Source organism: Roseateles sp. GW821-FHT09G03 (genome assembly GCF_059416045.1).
In genome coordinates this window covers 799,757-815,621 of the sequence record NZ_JBWKOK010000002.1, presented here as the reverse complement: position 1 = coordinate 815,621, position 15,865 = coordinate 799,757, and the positions used below count along the sequence as shown (strand labels likewise).

Sequence of the window (15,865 nt, the reverse complement as noted above, 5' to 3'; positions counted from 1 at the left end):
TCCGACGGGTTCGTCCTCACCGCCACCAGACGCCCGCCCGATGGACGCACTCGATAAACAGCGCTGGATCGCGCTGAGTCCGCTGCTCGACGAACTCCTGGACCTGGAGGGGCCGGACCGCGCCCGCCGGCTCGAGGAGATCCGGGCCGGCGACGTCGCCATGGCTGAACACCTCGAGGCGCTGCTCGCGCGCGACGAGGCGCTCAACGAGGACGGCTTCCTGGAGCAGCCCGCCGCGGAGGCGCTGCAGGGACCGGTGCCGTCGGCGGTGCCGCCGCTGGACTTCCGCGGCGAGTCGCTCGGCCCCTACGAGCTGGAGCGCGAGCTCGGCCAGGGCGGCATGGGCGCGGTGTGGCTCGCGAGCCGGGCCGATGGCCGCTTCGAGGGCCAGGTCGCCGTCAAGTTCCTGAAGTCCGGCCTCTTCGGCAAGGGCGACAGCGGGCGTTTCGAACGCGAGGGCCAGATCCTCGCGCGGCTCTCGCATCCCAACATCGCGCGGCTGCTGGACGCGGGCGTGCACAACGGGCATCAGCCCTACCTGGTGCTGGAGTACGTCGACGGGCTGCCGATCGACCGCTACTGCCAGCTCAACGCGCTGGATGTCGAGTCGCGCATCCAGCTCTTCCTCGACGTGCTGGCGGCGGTGGCGCATGCGCATTCGCGGCTGATCCTGCACCGCGACCTCAAGCCCAGCAACATCCTGGTCACGCACGACGGCCAGGTGAAGCTGCTGGACTTCGGCATCGCCAAGCTGCTCGACGACGCGACCCACTCGGGCGCGGCGACGGAACTGACGCAGCGCGCCGGCAGCGCCTTCACGCCGCAGTACGCGGCGCCGGAGCAGGTCCAGCAGGCCGACGTCACGACCGCGACCGACGTCTATGCGCTGGGCGTGCTGCTCTACCAGATGCTGGGCGGCCGCCATCCGACGGCGGACGACACGCAGACCCACCTGGACCGGCTGCGCGCGGTCGTGGAGCTCGTGCCCAAGCGGCTGTCGGACGTGGCGCGCGACCAGCTCGACCCGGTCATCGCGCGCCAGGCCAAGCTACTGCGCGGCGACCTGGACACGATCGTCGGCAAGGCGCTGAAGAAGAAGCCGTCCGAGCGCTATGCCAACGCGGAATCGATGGCCGTCGACCTGCGGCACTGGCTGGCGCATGAGCCGATCACGGCAAGACCTGACACGCGGTTCTATGTGCTGGGGCGCTTCGTGCGGAGACACCGCTGGAGCGTGGCCGCCAGCAGCCTGGCCGTGCTGGCGATGGTGTCGCTGACCGGGCTCAGCGTGCTGCAGGCGCGGCGTGCCGAGCGGGCGGAGCACCAGGCGCAGGAACGGCGGCAACAGGCGGATGACCTGTTGAGCTACATGCTCGGCGAGTTCGCGGACAAGCTGCGGCCGGTCGGCCGGCTCGAGTTGCTGGATAGCGTAGGCAGCAAGGCGCTGACGTACCTCGCACAGGACGACAACGCCACGCCCGAGGAACGTCTTCAGCGCGCCAAGGCGCTGACCGTCATCGGCGAGGTGCGGGTCTCCAAGCGCAATCTGAAGGAGGCGCTGGAACCCTTGCAAGCGGCCAGCAGACTGCTCTCCGGCGCGCCCCCCTCCAAGGAACTGAACGGCGCATGGTTCAAGGCGCAGGGAGCGGCGGCATTCTGGACCGGCCATGTGTATTACTACACCCGGGAGCTGGAGAAGGCGGCCAGCGCGTGGCTCGAATATCGCGATGCGGAGCAGGCATGGGTCGACGCGGAACCCACCAATCGCGAGGCCCTCGTCGAACTCTCCTACGCCTACAACAGCCTGGGGACGGCGCGACTCAACATGGCCGAACTGGCCGAGGCCACGACCTACTTCAAGCGCTCGATCGAACTGAAGAAGAAGAACATCGACGCCGATCCGAAGCCCGATCCCAAAGCGCTGATGGAGTACGCAGACAGCTTGAGCTGGCTGGGCAACGTGTTGCTGCAGCAGGGTCTGGAACGGGCGGCTGAGCGCCTTTTCTCCCAGGGCACGGACGTCATCGCGAGCGCACGCAAGACGGCGCCCGACGACAACCTCTGGCTCTATCGGGAAGCCATCATGCGCAGATGGCGCTCGGATGCCCTCGCTCGAATGGGCCGCATCGTCGAAGCTGAAGAGGAGCTACAGACCACCTTGACGATGTTGAAGCGACTGACCATGGTTGATCCGTCGAATACGCAGTGGCGGCTCAATCTGCTGACTGTCGACGTGAGCGACTTCGTCTTGCGCGCCAACAGGATGTCCCCGGCGGAACGGGTCGAGGCGGCCCGCAACCTGTACAGGCAGTGGGAACAGTACGGAAGTGAAGTCCCCAAGTCGAGTGCAAGGACGCTCGAATCCCGGGCAAGGGTCCTGACGCTGCTGGCTCGCGCCCTGGTTGCACAGGGGAGGGCAGAGGCGGCGGTCCAATCGCTCGGTGCACCTATGAAGGAGCAGTCCGGCTCCCTTTCTACCCGAGCGACGGATCTGAACTTCATCACGAGTTATGTCGACACGCGCCGGACCTTGATGGAGATCGCCGCAGCCTCGCCTCGATCGGTGCCGCCCGCGGTCAAGGCCGCCGCGTGCAAGGAGATCGATGACGCCACCATGAAGATGGGCAGGGCTATACGTGTTCATCAGCAGATCACGCAGGCCTGGGTTGAGGCCCAATCCTGTTTGGGGAGGGGAGACCGAGAAGACGTGAAGCAAGCAGCGTCCTGGTTGCTGCGTGACCGAACTGCCGAGCTGCCCCCCTGAGCCAATGTCACCCATCCAAGGAGAGGAAATCATGTCCGCAACCATCTACGTGTCCGCCAAGATCAGCCCTGACGGCAACTTCGCCGATTGCATCTATGCCCGCAATGTCGACGGATCCGATCCGTATGACAGCGGCATGATCAGCATTCCCGAAAACTCCGGCGAATGCATCTTCGCCCAGGCCGAATCGACCGAACTGCTCCTGATCGGTGCAACGTTCAAGACGATTGGCTCCGCGCCCGGCATGAACGCGAGCAACTTCGCCCCGGCGGACGACGAAAACAATGTCGCCTTCGCGATGCCGTTGACCAGCGTCATCACCAAGGGCGTCGTGCTGCTGTTCTCGACGCCGGGCGTCGTCGAGAGCCTCTACCCAAGCAGCGATCCGCAGGTCACTAACGACGCCGTGTCCTGCTGACTGGCCACCCGGGCTGTCAGCGCGACGGCCCGGCGACCGGCGAGAGGCTCGGGAGTGCCTCCTCCGCCATGACCCGTCCCAGCCGGGACGGGTTCACCCGATCCATCACGCGCGCGTCGAGCGCGAATTCCTTCTGCTGCGTGTAGGCCACCGCGCCGATCCTGGGCAGACTGCCGGCCGCCTGCGGCCCGAGCATCCCCAACACCGGATAGACGCGCAGCCGCACGATCAGCAGGCCCTGCGCCACGTCGGCGAACACGGCCGTCTCCAGCACCCGCGTGCAGCCGCGCCGCTGCACTTCCGCCAGCAGTCCCTGCAGATTGCGCGGCACGTCGGTCGCGGACACCGGCAGCACCACGTTGACCACCGCCAGGCCAGCGGCCACGAGCGGCTCGCGCGCCGCGAGGTTGAAAGCGCCGTTGGCCTCGTCCCACAGGCGATTGGCGGCGGGCTGCTCCGCATCGAAATTGCGCCCCTGGCCGAAAAGCAGCACGCACGGCGCGCCGCTTGCCACGGACGCTGACGCGGGCGCCGGAGCGGATGCCGGCGCCTGAGCCCGCGCCGGCCCGGCGGTGAGGGCAAAGGCGACGATGGCGGCTTGCAGAAACGCCTTCCGGATGTGCGGTCTAGACATGCGGCGGATTGTGCGCCGCCGGGATCGCCGCACAATGGCCGCTCCGTCTTGCAGGAGAGAACGATGCGTGAATGGACGAGCCTCGGCACCCTGTGCGCGACGACCGTGGCAGTGGTGGCGACCGTCGCTCTCGGCGGCTGCGCGACGCCGCTGAAGGATGAGCGCATGCGGCCCGGCGCGACGACCAGCGCCGAGGTGCAGCAGTACTACGGCCAGCCGACGCGCGTCTGGCCGGAGGCCGACGGCGGCCGCACGCTGGAGTACGCGACGCAGCCCTTCGGCCAGACCTGCTACATGGTCCGTCTGGATGCGCAGGACCGCCTCGTCGGCACGACGGACGGCCTGTCGCCGGCGAGCCGCGAGCGCATCGTGCCGGGCCTGACGACGGAGCAGGTGACGCGCATGCTCGGCCAGGAGCGCAAGCGCATCTTCTTCAGGCTCAGCGGCGAGGACGTCTGGGACTGGAACATCGCGCCGGAGATGAACGGCTACCTGCTGCGTTTCAACGTCCACTTCAAGAACGGCGTGGTGGTGCGCACCTCGCAGAGCGTGGTCTATCCGGATCGGCGTTTCCTGTGGGATGACTGAGAGGCCGCGAAGCAGCGGCGTCGCGCCACCACGACGACTCCGCAACTTCAGGCCAATCGCATAGCAAGACGAGTCATTGAATCGGGTCTCCGTCTTGGGGACGATGTCCATCGCGACGCCCATTCCCCGGGCTGCGAGAAAGGACCTCTCCCGTGACCTCCATTGAAATCCAGCTGCCGCCCCTTCTTGCACACGAGGCGGCGCGCGCCGGCCTGTTCGCGCCAGACCGCCTGGAGACCATGTTCCGCAGACAACTCCACGTCGAAGATCTCCAAGCTTTCTTGAGGGAAGAAGAAACCCTCGAAGAACTGGTCATGCAAGAAATTCAGGTGGAAGTCGATGCGGTCCGGGCAGACAAGCGAACAGCGCAGCGCAGTACGACTCGTGCTTGACACCAATGTCGTCGCTTCCGGCCTCATGTGGGAGGGAGCCACGGCGCGGCTGATGGAGCTCGCGGCCAACGGCCCTCTCCATGTCCAGCTCGTTTGCAGCAGACCGCTGTTGGCGGAGTTGCGAGACATCATCGGGCGTCACAAGTTCTCGAAACGCCTGTTGCTGAAGTCCCGCAGTGCCGACGAATTCGTCGCGGACTATGCCTGTCGCACCACCCTGGTGGCACCGACGGCGATTCCACCCACGGTGCACGAGGATCCTGACGACGACGTGGTTCTGGCGACTGCCCATGCGGGTCGGGCCCATTTGATCGTCACCGGAGACGCTCATCTGCTGAAGTTGGGCCGCTTCAGATTCGTTCCAATCGTGCGCCCCGCCGCCGCCATTGCCATGCTCGGCGGCCCGCCACTGCGCAGAAGGACGCCCCCCTCTCCTCCCAAAGGGGGAACCCCACCCCCACGCCTGTGACGGAATGAATACAGCCCCTGCGCTGTCGTCGCGCTGACGTACGGAGCCGTTCACACCCTCTTTACACTCCCGGGCCAAGAGGGAGAGAAGAGGATGTCGAACCAATCCGTCGGCCTGGCGCCCCGCGCGCTGGCCATGGTCATCGACGGCGTTTTGATGATCGCCGCGAGCACCTTGTTGATGTGGGCCGTGTACGGCGACCCGGTGTCGAAGTGGAACGATCTGCGGCCCGGCACCATCGCCATCAACTGGCTGCTGCCGCTCATCGTCTGCGTCGCGTTCTGGTCCTGGCAGGGCGCCACGCCCGGCAAGCTCGTCGCCGGCATCAAGGTCGTGGATGCCCGCAGCGGCGGGCGCCCGACACCCGCGCAGGCCTTGATCCGCTGGATCGGCTATCTGATCTCGGCGATTCCGCTGTTCGCCGGCTTCCTGTGGGCGCGCATTGACCCCGAAGGCCGCGCATGGCATGACCGTCTGTCCCGCACCGCCGTCGAGCGCAGCCGACCCGCCCCGGCCGACGGCGAAGGCCTGCTCATCGGCTACATCGCCAGCCACTGGCGCGGCGAGCAGAGCCTCGCCCAGAGCTTCTGGATCAACCACGTCCTCCTGACCTGGCCCCTCGCCGCCGGCGTGCAGGGCCTGGTGGCCTGGCTCGCCACGAAGAGCGACGGCCTGCAGGGCGTCGCGATCGCGCTGCTCATCGTCTGGCCGCTGCTGATCCTCGTCGAGATCTGGAGCGCCGTCGGCACCTGGCGATCGGTGCGCGGCTACGTCGACGCCGGCGGGTCCTACCTGATCTCAGGGTTCGCGCGTCTTTCACTGCTGTTGTCATTCCTGCAGATCGCGTTCTCCCTTGCGCTCGGCGTGTTCGGCGAACTCCCCGAACTGTGGAAGCTCGCCCGCGGCATCGATCCGATCGGCAACGTGCACCTCGTCGTCAGTGCCGACGGCCGCACGATGAAGCTCAATGGCCCCATCGGCGCTGGCGATGCGGGCCGACTCGGCTCGCTGCTCGAGGCCTCCCCGGCCGTACGCCTGCTGGAGGTCGCCTCGCCCGGCGGACGCGTGACCGAAGCCGAACGCATGGTCCAACTGATCCGACAACGCGGTGTCGGCACGCGCGCGATCGGCAATTGCGAGAGCGCCTGCACGCTGGTCTTCCTGGCGGGCAACAAGCGCCAGCTGATGCCAGGCGCCCAGCTGGGCTTCCACCGTGCCTCCAGCGGCTCCTTCAATCCGGCCTTCGACGAGATCGCCAATCAGGAGCTTGCACGCACGTACCGCCGCATGGAGCTGCCGGAGGAGTTCATCCAGAAGACGCTCAACACGCCGGCGCGCACCATGTGGTATCCGCCGCCCGTCGAGCTGGTGCGTCACTCGCTGATCCAGCCGCCGCCGAAGACGCTGGACGTCGCCCTGCCCGAAGGGGACAAGCCCGGTGAGTTCGCGCCGCTGAGCGAGTACGTCAACGCACTGCGCGCGAGCGACGCGTGGTTCCGGCTCGACCAGCGCTTCCCCGGTTTGATCGACGATGCGGCGGGCCGCATGCGCGCGGCCCATGTGGGGCTGGCCGGCTCGGAACATGCCGTCGACGGCGCGCAGATCGCGGCCCAGGGCGCGCTCGCACCCAATGTGCGCGAAATGCTGCTCACCGGCTCGCGTGACCTGCGCCGCCGTTACCTGCAAGTGCTGCGCGCGCAGCTGACCGCCGCGCAGGCGCTCGGCGCCGAGACCTGCCAGTCCTGGTTGTCCGGATCGCCGGTACCGCGCCGGCTGCTGCCGGAAGACGCCATGGCGTTGGAGGCCCTCTGGCTGACCGACGCCGCCGGCGAGGCGCTCCCCACGCGCGCCCGCACATCGCAGGCGACGCCGCTGGAACTCGAGGTGGTGAGCCGGACCGTCGGCGCCACCGCTGCGGGCGCGTTCTCCAAGCTGTGGACCGAAGGCACTGCGGGATCCGCGCCCATCACCTGCGAGCGTGCCGGACAGGTGCTCGATCACATCCAGCGTCGCACCGTCGGCGCGCCGCGTGAGCTGGCGGAGCGGGTGGTGTTCCAGAACGCGCGCTGAGCCGGCGACCGCGCGCGGCCTCCACGTCACACCATGAAGAAGGCCCTCGTCAGAGGGCCTTTCCGTTTCCGGGGACCTGAAGCGGCATGTGCCGCGACGGCCAGCGCTGCCGGTCAGTCGTCCTCGCCGAGGCCGGCGGCCGTCTTCGCGCGGATCCGCGCGTGGTGGTAGGCGCCCTGCGGGATGTGCAGCAGGTCGGCGATGCGCCACATCGTGTGGCGCTCGATGTCGCCGAGCTTACCGTCGGCGTAGGCCACGCCCCACATCAGCTCGACCAGCCGCAGCTTCGTCGGCATGTCCCAGCGCTCGTCGACCGGCGAGGTGAAGGCGAACAGGTCGGACGCCGTGCGGGCGGTGCGCTCGGCCTGCGCGGTCAGCGCATCGGCCTCGTCCTCGGACAGCGCGAACAGCGCCGTGAGCGCCTTGTTCACCGCGGCGCGTTCGACGCCGGAGAAATCAGCGTCCGCGCGCATCACCTCGACCAGCAGCACGGCCGCCGCCAGCGGCAGCGACGGCGCGCCGCCCCGCGAGCCGCCGAACGCGTCGTCCGGCGCGAGCGTGTCGAAGAGGTCCATGAGGGACTTGAACATGCCCGAATGGTGGCATGTGGCGGGGCCCAGGGCTTATGCCGTGCTTAAGCCGCTGGCCCTCACCCCGGCCCTCTCCCGCAAACGGGAGAGGGAGAAGGCATGCGGATCACCGCACCTTGCCGTCCTTCCACGCATTCAGCAGCTTCTCGTAGGCGATCGTCTCGCCCTTGGGCTTCTCGTTGGCCAGCTTGGCCCACGGCGCGCCCTTGTCGGACAGCCACTTCTTCGGGTCTTCCTTCTTGTTGAGCTTGGGCGCGCACTTGGCCATGCCCGCACGCTCCAGGCGCGCCATCACGGCGTCCATCTCGTCGGCCAGCGTGTCCATCGCGGCCTGCGGCGTCTTCTCGCCGGTCACCGCCTGCGCCACGTTCTTCCACCACAGCTGCGCCAGCTTCGGATAGTCCGGCACGTTGGTCCCCGTCGGCGTCCACGCCACGCGCGCCGGCGAGCGGTAGAACTCGATCAGGCCGCCGTACTTGTTGGCGTTCTTGGTGAAGTACTCGCTGCGGATGTCGCTGTCGCGGATGAAGGTCAGGCCCTGGATGCTCTTCTTCAGGCTCACCGACTTGGCCGTCACGAACTGCGCGTACAGCCAGGCGGCCGCGGTCCGGTTGGCGTCATGGCCGCTGAAGAAGGTCCAACTGCCCACGTCCTGGTAGCCGTTCTGCATGCCGTCCTTCCAGTACGGACCGTTCGGTCCCGGCGCCATGCGCCACTTCGGCGTGCCGTCCGCGTTCACCACCGGCAGGCCCGGCTTGACCATGTCCGCCGTGAACGCCGTGTACCAGAAGATCTGCTGCGCGATCTGACCCTGCGCCGGCACCGGACCCGATTCCCCGAAGGTCATCCCGGTCGCTTCCTTGGGCGCGTACTTCTTCATCCAGTCGACGTACTTGGTCAGCGCGTAGACCGCCGCCGGCGAGTTGGTCGCGCCGCCGCGCGCCACCGAGGCGCCCACCGGCGTGCACTTGTCGTCGGCGACGCGGATGCCCCACTCGTCGACCGGCATGCCGTTGGGAATGCCCTTGTCGGCCGCGCCGGCCATCGACAGCCATGCGTCGGTGAAGCGCCAGCCCAGCGACGGGTCCTTCTTGCCGTAGTCCATGTGGCCGTAGATCGGCTTGCCGTCCAGCGTCTTCACGTCGTTGGAGAAGAACGCGGCGATGTCCTCATACGCGCTCCAGTTCAGCGGCACGCCCAGGTCGTAGCCGTACTTGGCCTTGAACTTGTCCTGCAGGTCCTTGCGCGCGAACAGGTCGGCGCGGAACCAGTACAGGTTGGCGAACTGCTGGTCGGGCAGCTGGTAGAGCTTGCCGTCCGGCGCCGTCGTGAAGCTGGTGCCGATGAAGTCCTTCAGGTCCAGCCCGGGATTGGTCCACTCCTTGCCCGCGCCGGTCATGTAGTCGGAGAGATTCATGATCTTCCCGTACCGGTAGTGCGTGCCGATCAGGTCGGAGTCCGAGATCCAGCCGTCATAGATGCTCTTGCCCGACTGCATCGAGGTCTGCAGCTTCTCGACGACGTCGCCTTCCTGGATCAGGTCGTGCTTGACGGTGATGCCGGTGATCTCGGCGAAGGCCTTGGCCAGCACCTTGCTCTCGTACTCGTGCGTGGTCAGGGTCTCGGACACCACCGAGATCTCCTTCACGCCCTTGGCCTGGAGCTTCTTGGCCGCCTCGATGAACCACTTCATCTCGGCCGTCTGCTTGTCCTTGGACAGCGTCGACGGCTGGAATTCGCTGTCGATCCACTTCTTCGCCTCGGCCTCGCCGGCCCATGCGGCGTTCGCTCCCAACGCCAGCAATGCGGCCACGGCCAGCGCGGAATACTTGCTCTTGTTCACGCTTGTCTCCTGTGTCTGTCGAATCTCCCCCTGCTTGAGGACGAATCGCGGCTCCGGGGGAACGGGAAAGCCGAATTCCTTGAAGCGCTCAACTACTCGGACAACTGCTCGATCACTGCTGGCTCAACCCTTGCGCAGGATCAGTCCCAGCACCAGCATCGATGCGACGAAGCTGAACCAGACGCTGGGCTCGGCTTCCAGCTGGAACCATTCCATCATCTTCGCGCCCAGGCCGACGAAGGCCAGGTTGATGTACGCCGCCGTCAACAGGCCGATGAACAGCCGGTCGCCGCGCGTCGTGCGCATCGGCAGCCAGCCCTTGCGCAGCGTCGTCGGCGACTTGATCTCCCACACCGTCATGCCGACCAGCATCAACACCACGCAGGTGAAGAAGACGGCCACCGGCGTTGTCCACACCATCCAATCGAACATCGTGGACCTCCTTTAGACGCGACCCATCGCAAAGCCTTTTGCGATGTAGTGACGGACAAACCAGATGACGATCGCGCCCGGCACGATGGTCAGCGTGCCGGCGGCGGCCAGCGTCGCCCAGTCCATGCCGGAAGCGCTGACGGTACGGGTCATCGTCGCGACGATGGGCTTGGCGTTGACGCTGGTCAGCGTGCGCGCCAGCAGCAGTTCCACCCACGAGAACATGAAGCAGAAGAACGCCGCCACGCCCACGCCGGCCTTGATCAGCGGCAGGAACACGGTCAGGAAGAAGCGCGGGAACGAGTAGCCGTCGATGTAGGCGGTCTCGTCGATCTCGCGCGGGATGCCGCTCATGAAGCCTTCCAGGATCCAGACCGCCAGCGGCACGTTGAACAGCAGATGCGCCAGGGCGACCGCGATGTGCGTGTCCATCAGCCCCAGCGTCGTGTACAGCTGGAAGAAGGGCAGCAGGAAGACCGCCGGCGGCGTCATGCGATTGGTCAGCAGCCAGAAGAAGACGTGCTTGTCGCCGAGGAACGAATAGCGGCTGAACGCATACGCGGCCGGCAACGCCACGGTGATCGAGATCACCGAGTTGATGCCGACATAGATCAGGCTGTTGATGTAGCCGCTGTACCAGGACGGGTCGGTGAAGATGGTCTTGTAGCTGGCCAGCGAGAAGTGCTGCGGCCAGAGGCTGAAGCTGGAGAGGATCTCCTCGTTGGTCTTGAAGCTCATGTTGACCATCCAGTAGATGGGCAGCAGCGCGAAGAGCAGGTACGCGATCAGGAAGATCGTGCGCTTGCGGAAACGGCGGTCATCCATGGCCGGCCTCCATCGACTTGTCTTGGGTGCCGAGCGACTGCATCCAGTTGTAGAGGATGAAGCACAACAGCAGGATGATCAGGAAGTAGATCAGCGAGAACGCGGCCGCCGGTCCGAGGTCGAATTGGCCGACCGCCTTCTGCGTCAGGTACTGGCTGAGGAAGGTGGTCGCGTTGCCGGGTCCGCCGCCGGTGAGGACGAAGGGCTCGGTGTAGATCATGAAGCTGTCCATGAAGCGCAGCAGCACCGCGATCATCAGCACGCCCCGCATCTTGGGCAGCTGGATGTAGCGGAACACGGCGAACTTGCTGGCGCCGTCGATGCGCGCGGCCTGGTAGTAGGCGTCGGGGATGGAGCGCAGTCCGGCGAAGCACAGCAGCGCCACCAGCGGCGTCCAGTGCCAGACGTCCATGATGAGCACGGTGATCCAGGCATCGGTCGCGTCGCCGGTGTAGTTGTAGTCGACGCCCAGCGCCTGCAGCGACGCGCCGAGCAGCCCGATGTCCGCGCGGCCGTAGATCTGCCAGATGGTGCCGACGACGTTCCAGGGGATCAGCAGCGACAGGGCGACGATGACCAGCACCAGCGACGAACGCCAGCCCTGCGCCGGCATGGACAGCGCGAGGCAGATGCCCAACGGAATCTCGACCAGCAGCACCGCCAGCGAGAAGCCGAGCTGCCGCAGCAGCGCGCCGTGAAGTTCCTCGTCGCGCATCACCGCGGCGAACCACTCGGTGCCGACGAAGACGCGCCGCTCGGGCGAGATGATGTCCTGCACCGAGTAGTTCACCACCGTCATCAACGGCAGGATGGCCGAGAAGGCCACGCAGATGAACACGGGCAGGACGAGGAACCAGGCCTTCTGGTTGATCGGTTTCATGCGAGGCCCTCCGTGGTCGCCGCGATCAATCGCTCATCGGCGCCGTAGAAGCAGGTGTGGGGATTGAGTACGCGCAACGCCACCGTGGCACCCGGCTCGGGCGGCTGCGCATGAGCGGACAGGCGCGCCTTCAGCGTGTGCGGGCCGACCTTCGCGGTGAGCAACCAATAGGTGCCGATGTCCTGGACCTGGCTGACCACGCCGGTGATCGTGCCCGGCAGCGCGGGGACGCCGTCGCTCACGTCGTCGACCTCCACGTACTCGGGCCGGATGCCCACCATGAACGGCTCCGCGCGCGACAGCGCCGCGCCGGTGCCGGGATCGACCGAGCCGGCGACCGGTTGCCCGGCGACGCTCAGGCCGCCGCCGTCCTCCAGCGCCGCCGGCAGGAAGTTCATGCCCGGCGAGCCGATGAAGTGGCCGACGAAGCGGTGGCTGGGGCGCTCGAACAGCTCGCCGGCCGAGCCGACCTGCACCGCGCGGCCGCGCGTCATCACGACGATCTGGTCCGCGAAGGTCAGCGCCTCGACCTGGTCGTGGGTGACGTAGACCAGCGTGAGCTTGAGCTCGTTGTGGATCTGCTTGAGCTTGCGGCGCAACTGCCACTTCAGATGCGGATCGATGACGGTCAGCGGCTCGTCGAAGAGCACCGCCGACACGTCCTCGCGCACCAGGCCGCGGCCGAGCGAGATCTTCTGCTTCGCGTCGGCGGACAGGCCCGACGCGCGCTGGTTCAGCTGGCCGTTGAGCTCGAGCATCTCGGCGATCTTGCCGACGCGCGCCTTGATCTTGTCGGCCGCCACGCCGCGATTGCGCAGCGGGAAGGCGAGGTTCTCGGCCACCGTCATCGTGTCGTAGATGACGGGGAACTGGAACACCTGCGCGATGTTGCGCTGCTGCGGCGTCAGCGCGGTCACGTCGCGGCCGTCGAAGCGCACGCTGCCCTGCGAGGGCCGCAGCAGGCCGGAGACGATGTTCAGCAGCGTCGTCTTGCCGCAGCCCGACGGGCCGAGCAGCGCGTAGGCGCCGCCGTCCTCGAAGGTCATTTTCAGCGGCAGCAACGCGTAGTCGCTGTCCTCCTTCGGATCGGGACGGTACGCGTGGGCGAGGTCCAGGTCGATGCGGGCCATCAGCGGGCTCCCCGGCGCTCGGGGGCGCGTGTCAGCAGGCCGGCCGCGTCGAAGACGTGGACGTGGGCGGCGTTGAGGTACAGCGTCAGCGGGGCACCGAGCTCGAAGTCGTGCACGCCGGTCAGCTGCGCGACCAGCTCGCCGATCTGCGTGCGCGCGTGGACGAAGGTGTCGGAGCCGGAGATCTCGGCCAGCTCGACTTCGCCCTGGATCGCGATGTCGCCGGGCCGCTGCGTGACGTGCAGCGCGCTGGCGCGCACGCCCACCGTCACGCCGCCCTGCCCCGGCAGCGCGAGGTCGAGCCCGGGCCGCAGTTGCAGCCGGTCGCCCATCCCCTGGGCGATGAGCAGGTTCATCGGCGGGTCGCTGAAGGCGCGCGCGACGCGCAGCGACGCCGGCCGGTGGAAGACCTCGGCCGTCGGACCGTATTGCAGCAGCTCGCCGGCGTCCATCACCGCGGTGTAGCCGCCGAGCTGGAGCGCCTCGGCCGGCTCGGTCGTTGCGTAGACCACCGTCGATTCCCCGGCGGCGAAGAGCTGACCCAGTTCCTCGCGCAGTTCCTCGCGCAGCTTGTAGTCGAGGTTCACCAGCGGCTCGTCCAGCAGCATCAGCGGCGCCTGCTTGGCCAGCGCCCGCGCCAGCGCGACGCGCTGCTGCTGGCCGCCGGACAGCTGGGCGGGCAGCTTGTCGAGGTGCATCTCGATATGGAGCTTGTCGGCGAGCTCGTCCACGCGCCTGCGGATGGCGTCCCGGTCGAGCTTGCCGCGCAGCTTCAGCGGCGAGGCGATGTTGTCTCGCACGCTCATCGACGGGTAGTTGATGAACTGCTGATAGACCATCGCGACGTCGCGCTTGCGCACCGGCCAGCCGGTGACGTCCGTGCCGTCGACGGTCACGGTGCCGTCGCTGGGCTTGTCCAGGCCCGCCATCAGGCGCATCAGCGTCGTCTTGCCGGCCTGCGTCGCGCCCAGCAGCACGGTGACCGCGTTCGGCACCAGCCGCAGGTCCATCGGGTACAGGTGCTGCTGCGCGCCGACCTTGTGGCTCACGCCGCGCAGGCTCAGCTCCATGAAGTCGGCTCCATCGTTGTCTCTCTCTGCAGGTTCTGCATGTCGTTCTTGTCGGTCAGATTCTCATCCGGCGCCCGCGCCGGGGCCAGGTCATGCCGCGGCGGCCGGCGGTTTGACCCAGAGGTGCTCGCGTTCGGCGAACCACTGGACCACCGCCATCCGCTGCGCCTCGGTGTAATGCAGTCCCAGCTTGGAGCGGCGCCACAGCACGTCGTCGGCCGCGCGCGCCCATTCCTCGCGGACCAGGTATTCGAGTTCCGCCTGGTGCAGCCCGGGGGCAATCTCCGGGCCAAGGTCGTCCAGACGCTCCGCGCCGCCGAGCACACGCCCGAGGCGCGCGCCGTAGGCCCGTGCGAGGCGGCGCGCCAGCGACGGCGGCAGCCACGGATGCCGCTGTCCCACGGCGGACAGCAGGCGCTGGAAATCCGTGTCGGGCCGCTGCGGCGCGCCGATCCAGTCGCGCAGGTCGCCGCCGGGCAGATGCGCATGCTCGGTCCAGGCGCGGCGGCGGTCGCCGAGCAGGTCGCCCAGCAGATCGGCCGCATCCTCGGCCAGCTTGCGGAAGGTCGTGATCTTGCCGCCCCATACGCTCAGCAGCGGCGCGCCGCCGTCCGAGTGCGTCTCCAGCAGGTAGTCGCGCGTCACCGCGGAGGGATCGCCGGAGGCGTCGTCCAGCAGCGGGCGCACGCCGGCGTAGGTCCAGACCACGTCCGACGCGGCCACCGGCTCGCGGAAGTAGCGGCTGGCCTGCTCGCAGAGGTAGGCGATCTCGCGCTCGTCGATGCGCGCCTTGCCGAAGCCGGCCAGCGCGTCCGGCGCCAGCTCCACGTCGGTCGTGCCGATCAGCGTGAAGTCGTCTTCGTACGGGATGGCGAAGATGATCCGCTTGTCCGGGTTCTGGAAGATGTAGGCGTGATCGTGCTGGAAGCGCTTGCTCACGATGATGTGGCTGCCCTTGACCAGGCGCAGGCTCTTCGTGGCGAGCGCCTCGCCGCGCGCGGGCGCGGCGACTTCGCGCAGGAAGCCTTCGGCCCAGGGGCCGGCCGCGTTGACCAGCGCGCGCGCCTTCAGCGTGCGGTCGCCGTCGGCGCAGCGCAGCGTCGCGGTCCAGTGGTCGGCGTGTCGCTTCGCGGCGGTGACGGTCGTGCGGGTGTGCAGCACGGCGCCGTGCTCGCGCGCGTCGAGCGCGTTCAGCAGCACCAGCCGGGCGTCGTCCACCCAGCCGTCGGAATAGACGAAGCCCTTGGTGTACTCGGCCTTCAGCGGCTCGCCGTAGGGCGAGCGGCGCAGGTCCACGCCCTCGGAGCCCGGCAGCACCTCGCGCCGCGCCAGGTGGTCGTACAGGAACAGGCCGATGCGGATCATCCAGGCCGGGCGCATCGCCGCGTCGTGCGGCATCACGAAGCGCAGCGGCCACATGATGTGCGGGGCGCTGCGCAGCAGGACCTCGCGCTCCTGCAGCGCCTTGCGCACCAGCGAGAACTCGTAGTACTCGAGGTAGCGCAGCCCGCCGTGGATCAGCTTGGTCGAGGACGAGGACGTGTGCGCCGCGAAGTCCGACGCTTCCGCCAGCACGACCTTCCAGCCGCGGCCCGCGAGGTCGCGCGCGATGCCGGCGCCGTTGATGCCACCGCCGACGACGAGCACGTCGCATTCCCCGTCCGCGCCGGAGAGACCGGACGCATCGCGCGCACCGACGATGCCTGCATCGGGAGCGGCGCGGTCGGCGGAAATCGGGTCGGGGATCGAGGCGGCGGTCA

General features: G+C 67.8%; 15 protein-coding genes. 6 read left to right on the top strand and 9 right to left on the bottom strand.

Features of this window, described 5'->3' with window-relative positions; all coding sequences use genetic code 11:
* Positions 1-40: 40 nt before the first annotated feature.
* Together AC07OZ_RS10875 and AC07OZ_RS10870 are read left to right on the top strand one after the other, a co-directional pair.
* Positions 41-2,764, top strand: coding sequence for a serine/threonine protein kinase (locus AC07OZ_RS10875; RefSeq protein ID WP_495467145.1), 2,724 nt, complete (start codon positions 41-43; stop codon positions 2,762-2,764).
* A gap of 31 nt (positions 2,765-2,795) precedes the next feature.
* On the top strand, positions 2,796-3,182 hold the full coding sequence (locus AC07OZ_RS10870) for a hypothetical protein (RefSeq protein WP_495467144.1): 387 nt from the start codon (positions 2,796-2,798) through the stop codon (positions 3,180-3,182).
* A gap of 16 nt (positions 3,183-3,198) precedes the next feature.
* Here AC07OZ_RS10870 and AC07OZ_RS10865 read toward each other — a convergent pair whose 3' ends face one another.
* Positions 3,199-3,675 (bottom strand): hypothetical protein, encoded by a 477-nt coding sequence (locus AC07OZ_RS10865; protein WP_495467143.1) that lies wholly within the window; start codon positions 3,673-3,675, stop codon positions 3,199-3,201.
* Between the two features lie 204 nt (positions 3,676-3,879).
* On the opposite strand from AC07OZ_RS10865, the gene AC07OZ_RS10860 reads away from it, so the two are divergent.
* The 4 genes from AC07OZ_RS10860 to AC07OZ_RS10845 all read left to right on the top strand — a co-directional run bounded on the left by AC07OZ_RS10860 (position 3,880) and on the right by AC07OZ_RS10845 (position 7,335).
* On the top strand, positions 3,880-4,404 hold the full coding sequence (locus AC07OZ_RS10860; RefSeq protein ID WP_495467142.1) for a hypothetical protein: 525 nt from the start codon (positions 3,880-3,882) through the stop codon (positions 4,402-4,404).
* A 152-nt stretch (positions 4,405-4,556) separates the two neighbouring features.
* The gene (locus AC07OZ_RS10855; protein ID WP_495467141.1) at positions 4,557-4,796 is read left to right on the top strand and encodes a hypothetical protein; all 240 of its coding nucleotides are present in this window, start codon (positions 4,557-4,559) and stop codon (positions 4,794-4,796) included.
* Positions 4,789-5,265, top strand: coding sequence for a putative toxin-antitoxin system toxin component, PIN family (locus AC07OZ_RS10850; RefSeq protein WP_495467140.1), 477 nt, complete (start codon positions 4,789-4,791; stop codon positions 5,263-5,265). The genes AC07OZ_RS10855 and AC07OZ_RS10850 overlap by 8 nt, the downstream gene beginning before the upstream one ends.
* Positions 5,266-5,358: 93 nt before the next feature.
* Positions 5,359-7,335: an RDD family protein gene (locus AC07OZ_RS10845; protein WP_495467139.1), complete on the top strand. Its 1,977-nt coding sequence runs from the start codon at positions 5,359-5,361 to the stop codon at positions 7,333-7,335.
* Between the two features lie 113 nt (positions 7,336-7,448).
* On the opposite strand, the gene AC07OZ_RS10840 is transcribed toward AC07OZ_RS10845, so the two are convergent.
* The 8 genes from AC07OZ_RS10840 to glpD all read right to left on the bottom strand — a co-directional run bounded on the left by AC07OZ_RS10840 (position 7,449) and on the right by glpD (position 15,806).
* Positions 7,449-7,925, bottom strand: a complete 477-nt coding sequence (locus tag AC07OZ_RS10840) for a tellurite resistance TerB family protein (protein WP_495467138.1) — start codon at positions 7,923-7,925, stop codon at positions 7,449-7,451.
* A gap of 106 nt (positions 7,926-8,031) precedes the next feature.
* On the bottom strand, positions 8,032-9,768 hold the full coding sequence (locus tag AC07OZ_RS10835) for an ABC transporter substrate-binding protein (RefSeq protein ID WP_495467137.1): 1,737 nt from the start codon (positions 9,766-9,768) through the stop codon (positions 8,032-8,034).
* Positions 9,769-9,891: 123 nt separating this feature from the next.
* A complete protein-coding gene (locus tag AC07OZ_RS10830) occupies positions 9,892-10,200 on the bottom strand; it encodes a DUF2160 domain-containing protein (protein ID WP_495467136.1) in 309 nt (102 codons plus the stop codon).
* Between the two features lie 12 nt (positions 10,201-10,212).
* Positions 10,213-11,025 carry a carbohydrate ABC transporter permease gene (locus tag AC07OZ_RS10825; RefSeq protein ID WP_495467135.1) on the bottom strand — a complete coding sequence of 271 codons (813 nt, stop codon included), beginning with the start codon at positions 11,023-11,025 and terminating at the stop codon, positions 10,213-10,215.
* Positions 11,018-11,905 carry a carbohydrate ABC transporter permease gene (locus AC07OZ_RS10820; RefSeq protein WP_495467134.1) on the bottom strand — a complete coding sequence of 296 codons (888 nt, stop codon included), beginning with the start codon at positions 11,903-11,905 and terminating at the stop codon, positions 11,018-11,020. The genes AC07OZ_RS10825 and AC07OZ_RS10820 overlap by 8 nt, the downstream gene beginning before the upstream one ends.
* A complete protein-coding gene (locus tag AC07OZ_RS10815; RefSeq protein WP_495467133.1) occupies positions 11,902-13,035 on the bottom strand; it encodes an ABC transporter ATP-binding protein in 1,134 nt (377 codons plus the stop codon). The genes AC07OZ_RS10820 and AC07OZ_RS10815 overlap by 4 nt, the downstream gene beginning before the upstream one ends.
* Positions 13,035-14,105: an ABC transporter ATP-binding protein gene (locus tag AC07OZ_RS10810; protein ID WP_495467132.1), complete on the bottom strand. Its 1,071-nt coding sequence runs from the start codon at positions 14,103-14,105 to the stop codon at positions 13,035-13,037. The genes AC07OZ_RS10815 and AC07OZ_RS10810 overlap by 1 nt, the downstream gene beginning before the upstream one ends.
* A gap of 90 nt (positions 14,106-14,195) precedes the next feature.
* Positions 14,196-15,806, bottom strand: a complete 1,611-nt coding sequence (gene glpD, locus AC07OZ_RS10805; protein ID WP_495467365.1) for a glycerol-3-phosphate dehydrogenase — start codon at positions 15,804-15,806, stop codon at positions 14,196-14,198.
* Positions 15,807-15,865 lie beyond the last annotated feature (59 nt).

What these genes read in the sequence shown, in the direction of transcription:
- AC07OZ_RS10815 (WP_495467133.1), bottom strand. Translation starts at nt 13,035, where the DNA reads ATGGCCCGCATCGACCTGGACCTCGCCCACGCGTACCGTCCCGATCCG.
- AC07OZ_RS10820 (WP_495467134.1), bottom strand. Translation starts at nt 11,905, where the DNA reads ATGAAACCGATCAACCAGAAGGCCTGGTTCCTCGTCCTGCCCGTGTTC.
- AC07OZ_RS10830 (WP_495467136.1), bottom strand. Translation starts at nt 10,200, where the DNA reads ATGTTCGATTGGATGGTGTGGACAACGCCGGTGGCCGTCTTCTTCACC.
- AC07OZ_RS10860 (WP_495467142.1), top strand. Translation starts at nt 3,880, where the DNA reads ATGCGTGAATGGACGAGCCTCGGCACCCTGTGCGCGACGACCGTGGCA.
- AC07OZ_RS10875 (WP_495467145.1), top strand. Translation starts at nt 41, where the DNA reads ATGGACGCACTCGATAAACAGCGCTGGATCGCGCTGAGTCCGCTGCTC.
- AC07OZ_RS10825 (WP_495467135.1), bottom strand. Translation starts at nt 11,025, where the DNA reads ATGGATGACCGCCGTTTCCGCAAGCGCACGATCTTCCTGATCGCGTAC.
- AC07OZ_RS10810 (WP_495467132.1), bottom strand. Translation starts at nt 14,105, where the DNA reads ATGGAGCTGAGCCTGCGCGGCGTGAGCCACAAGGTCGGCGCGCAGCAG.
- AC07OZ_RS10840 (WP_495467138.1), bottom strand. Translation starts at nt 7,925, where the DNA reads ATGTTCAAGTCCCTCATGGACCTCTTCGACACGCTCGCGCCGGACGAC.
- AC07OZ_RS10845 (WP_495467139.1), top strand. Translation starts at nt 5,359, where the DNA reads ATGTCGAACCAATCCGTCGGCCTGGCGCCCCGCGCGCTGGCCATGGTC.
- AC07OZ_RS10870 (WP_495467144.1), top strand. Translation starts at nt 2,796, where the DNA reads ATGTCCGCAACCATCTACGTGTCCGCCAAGATCAGCCCTGACGGCAAC.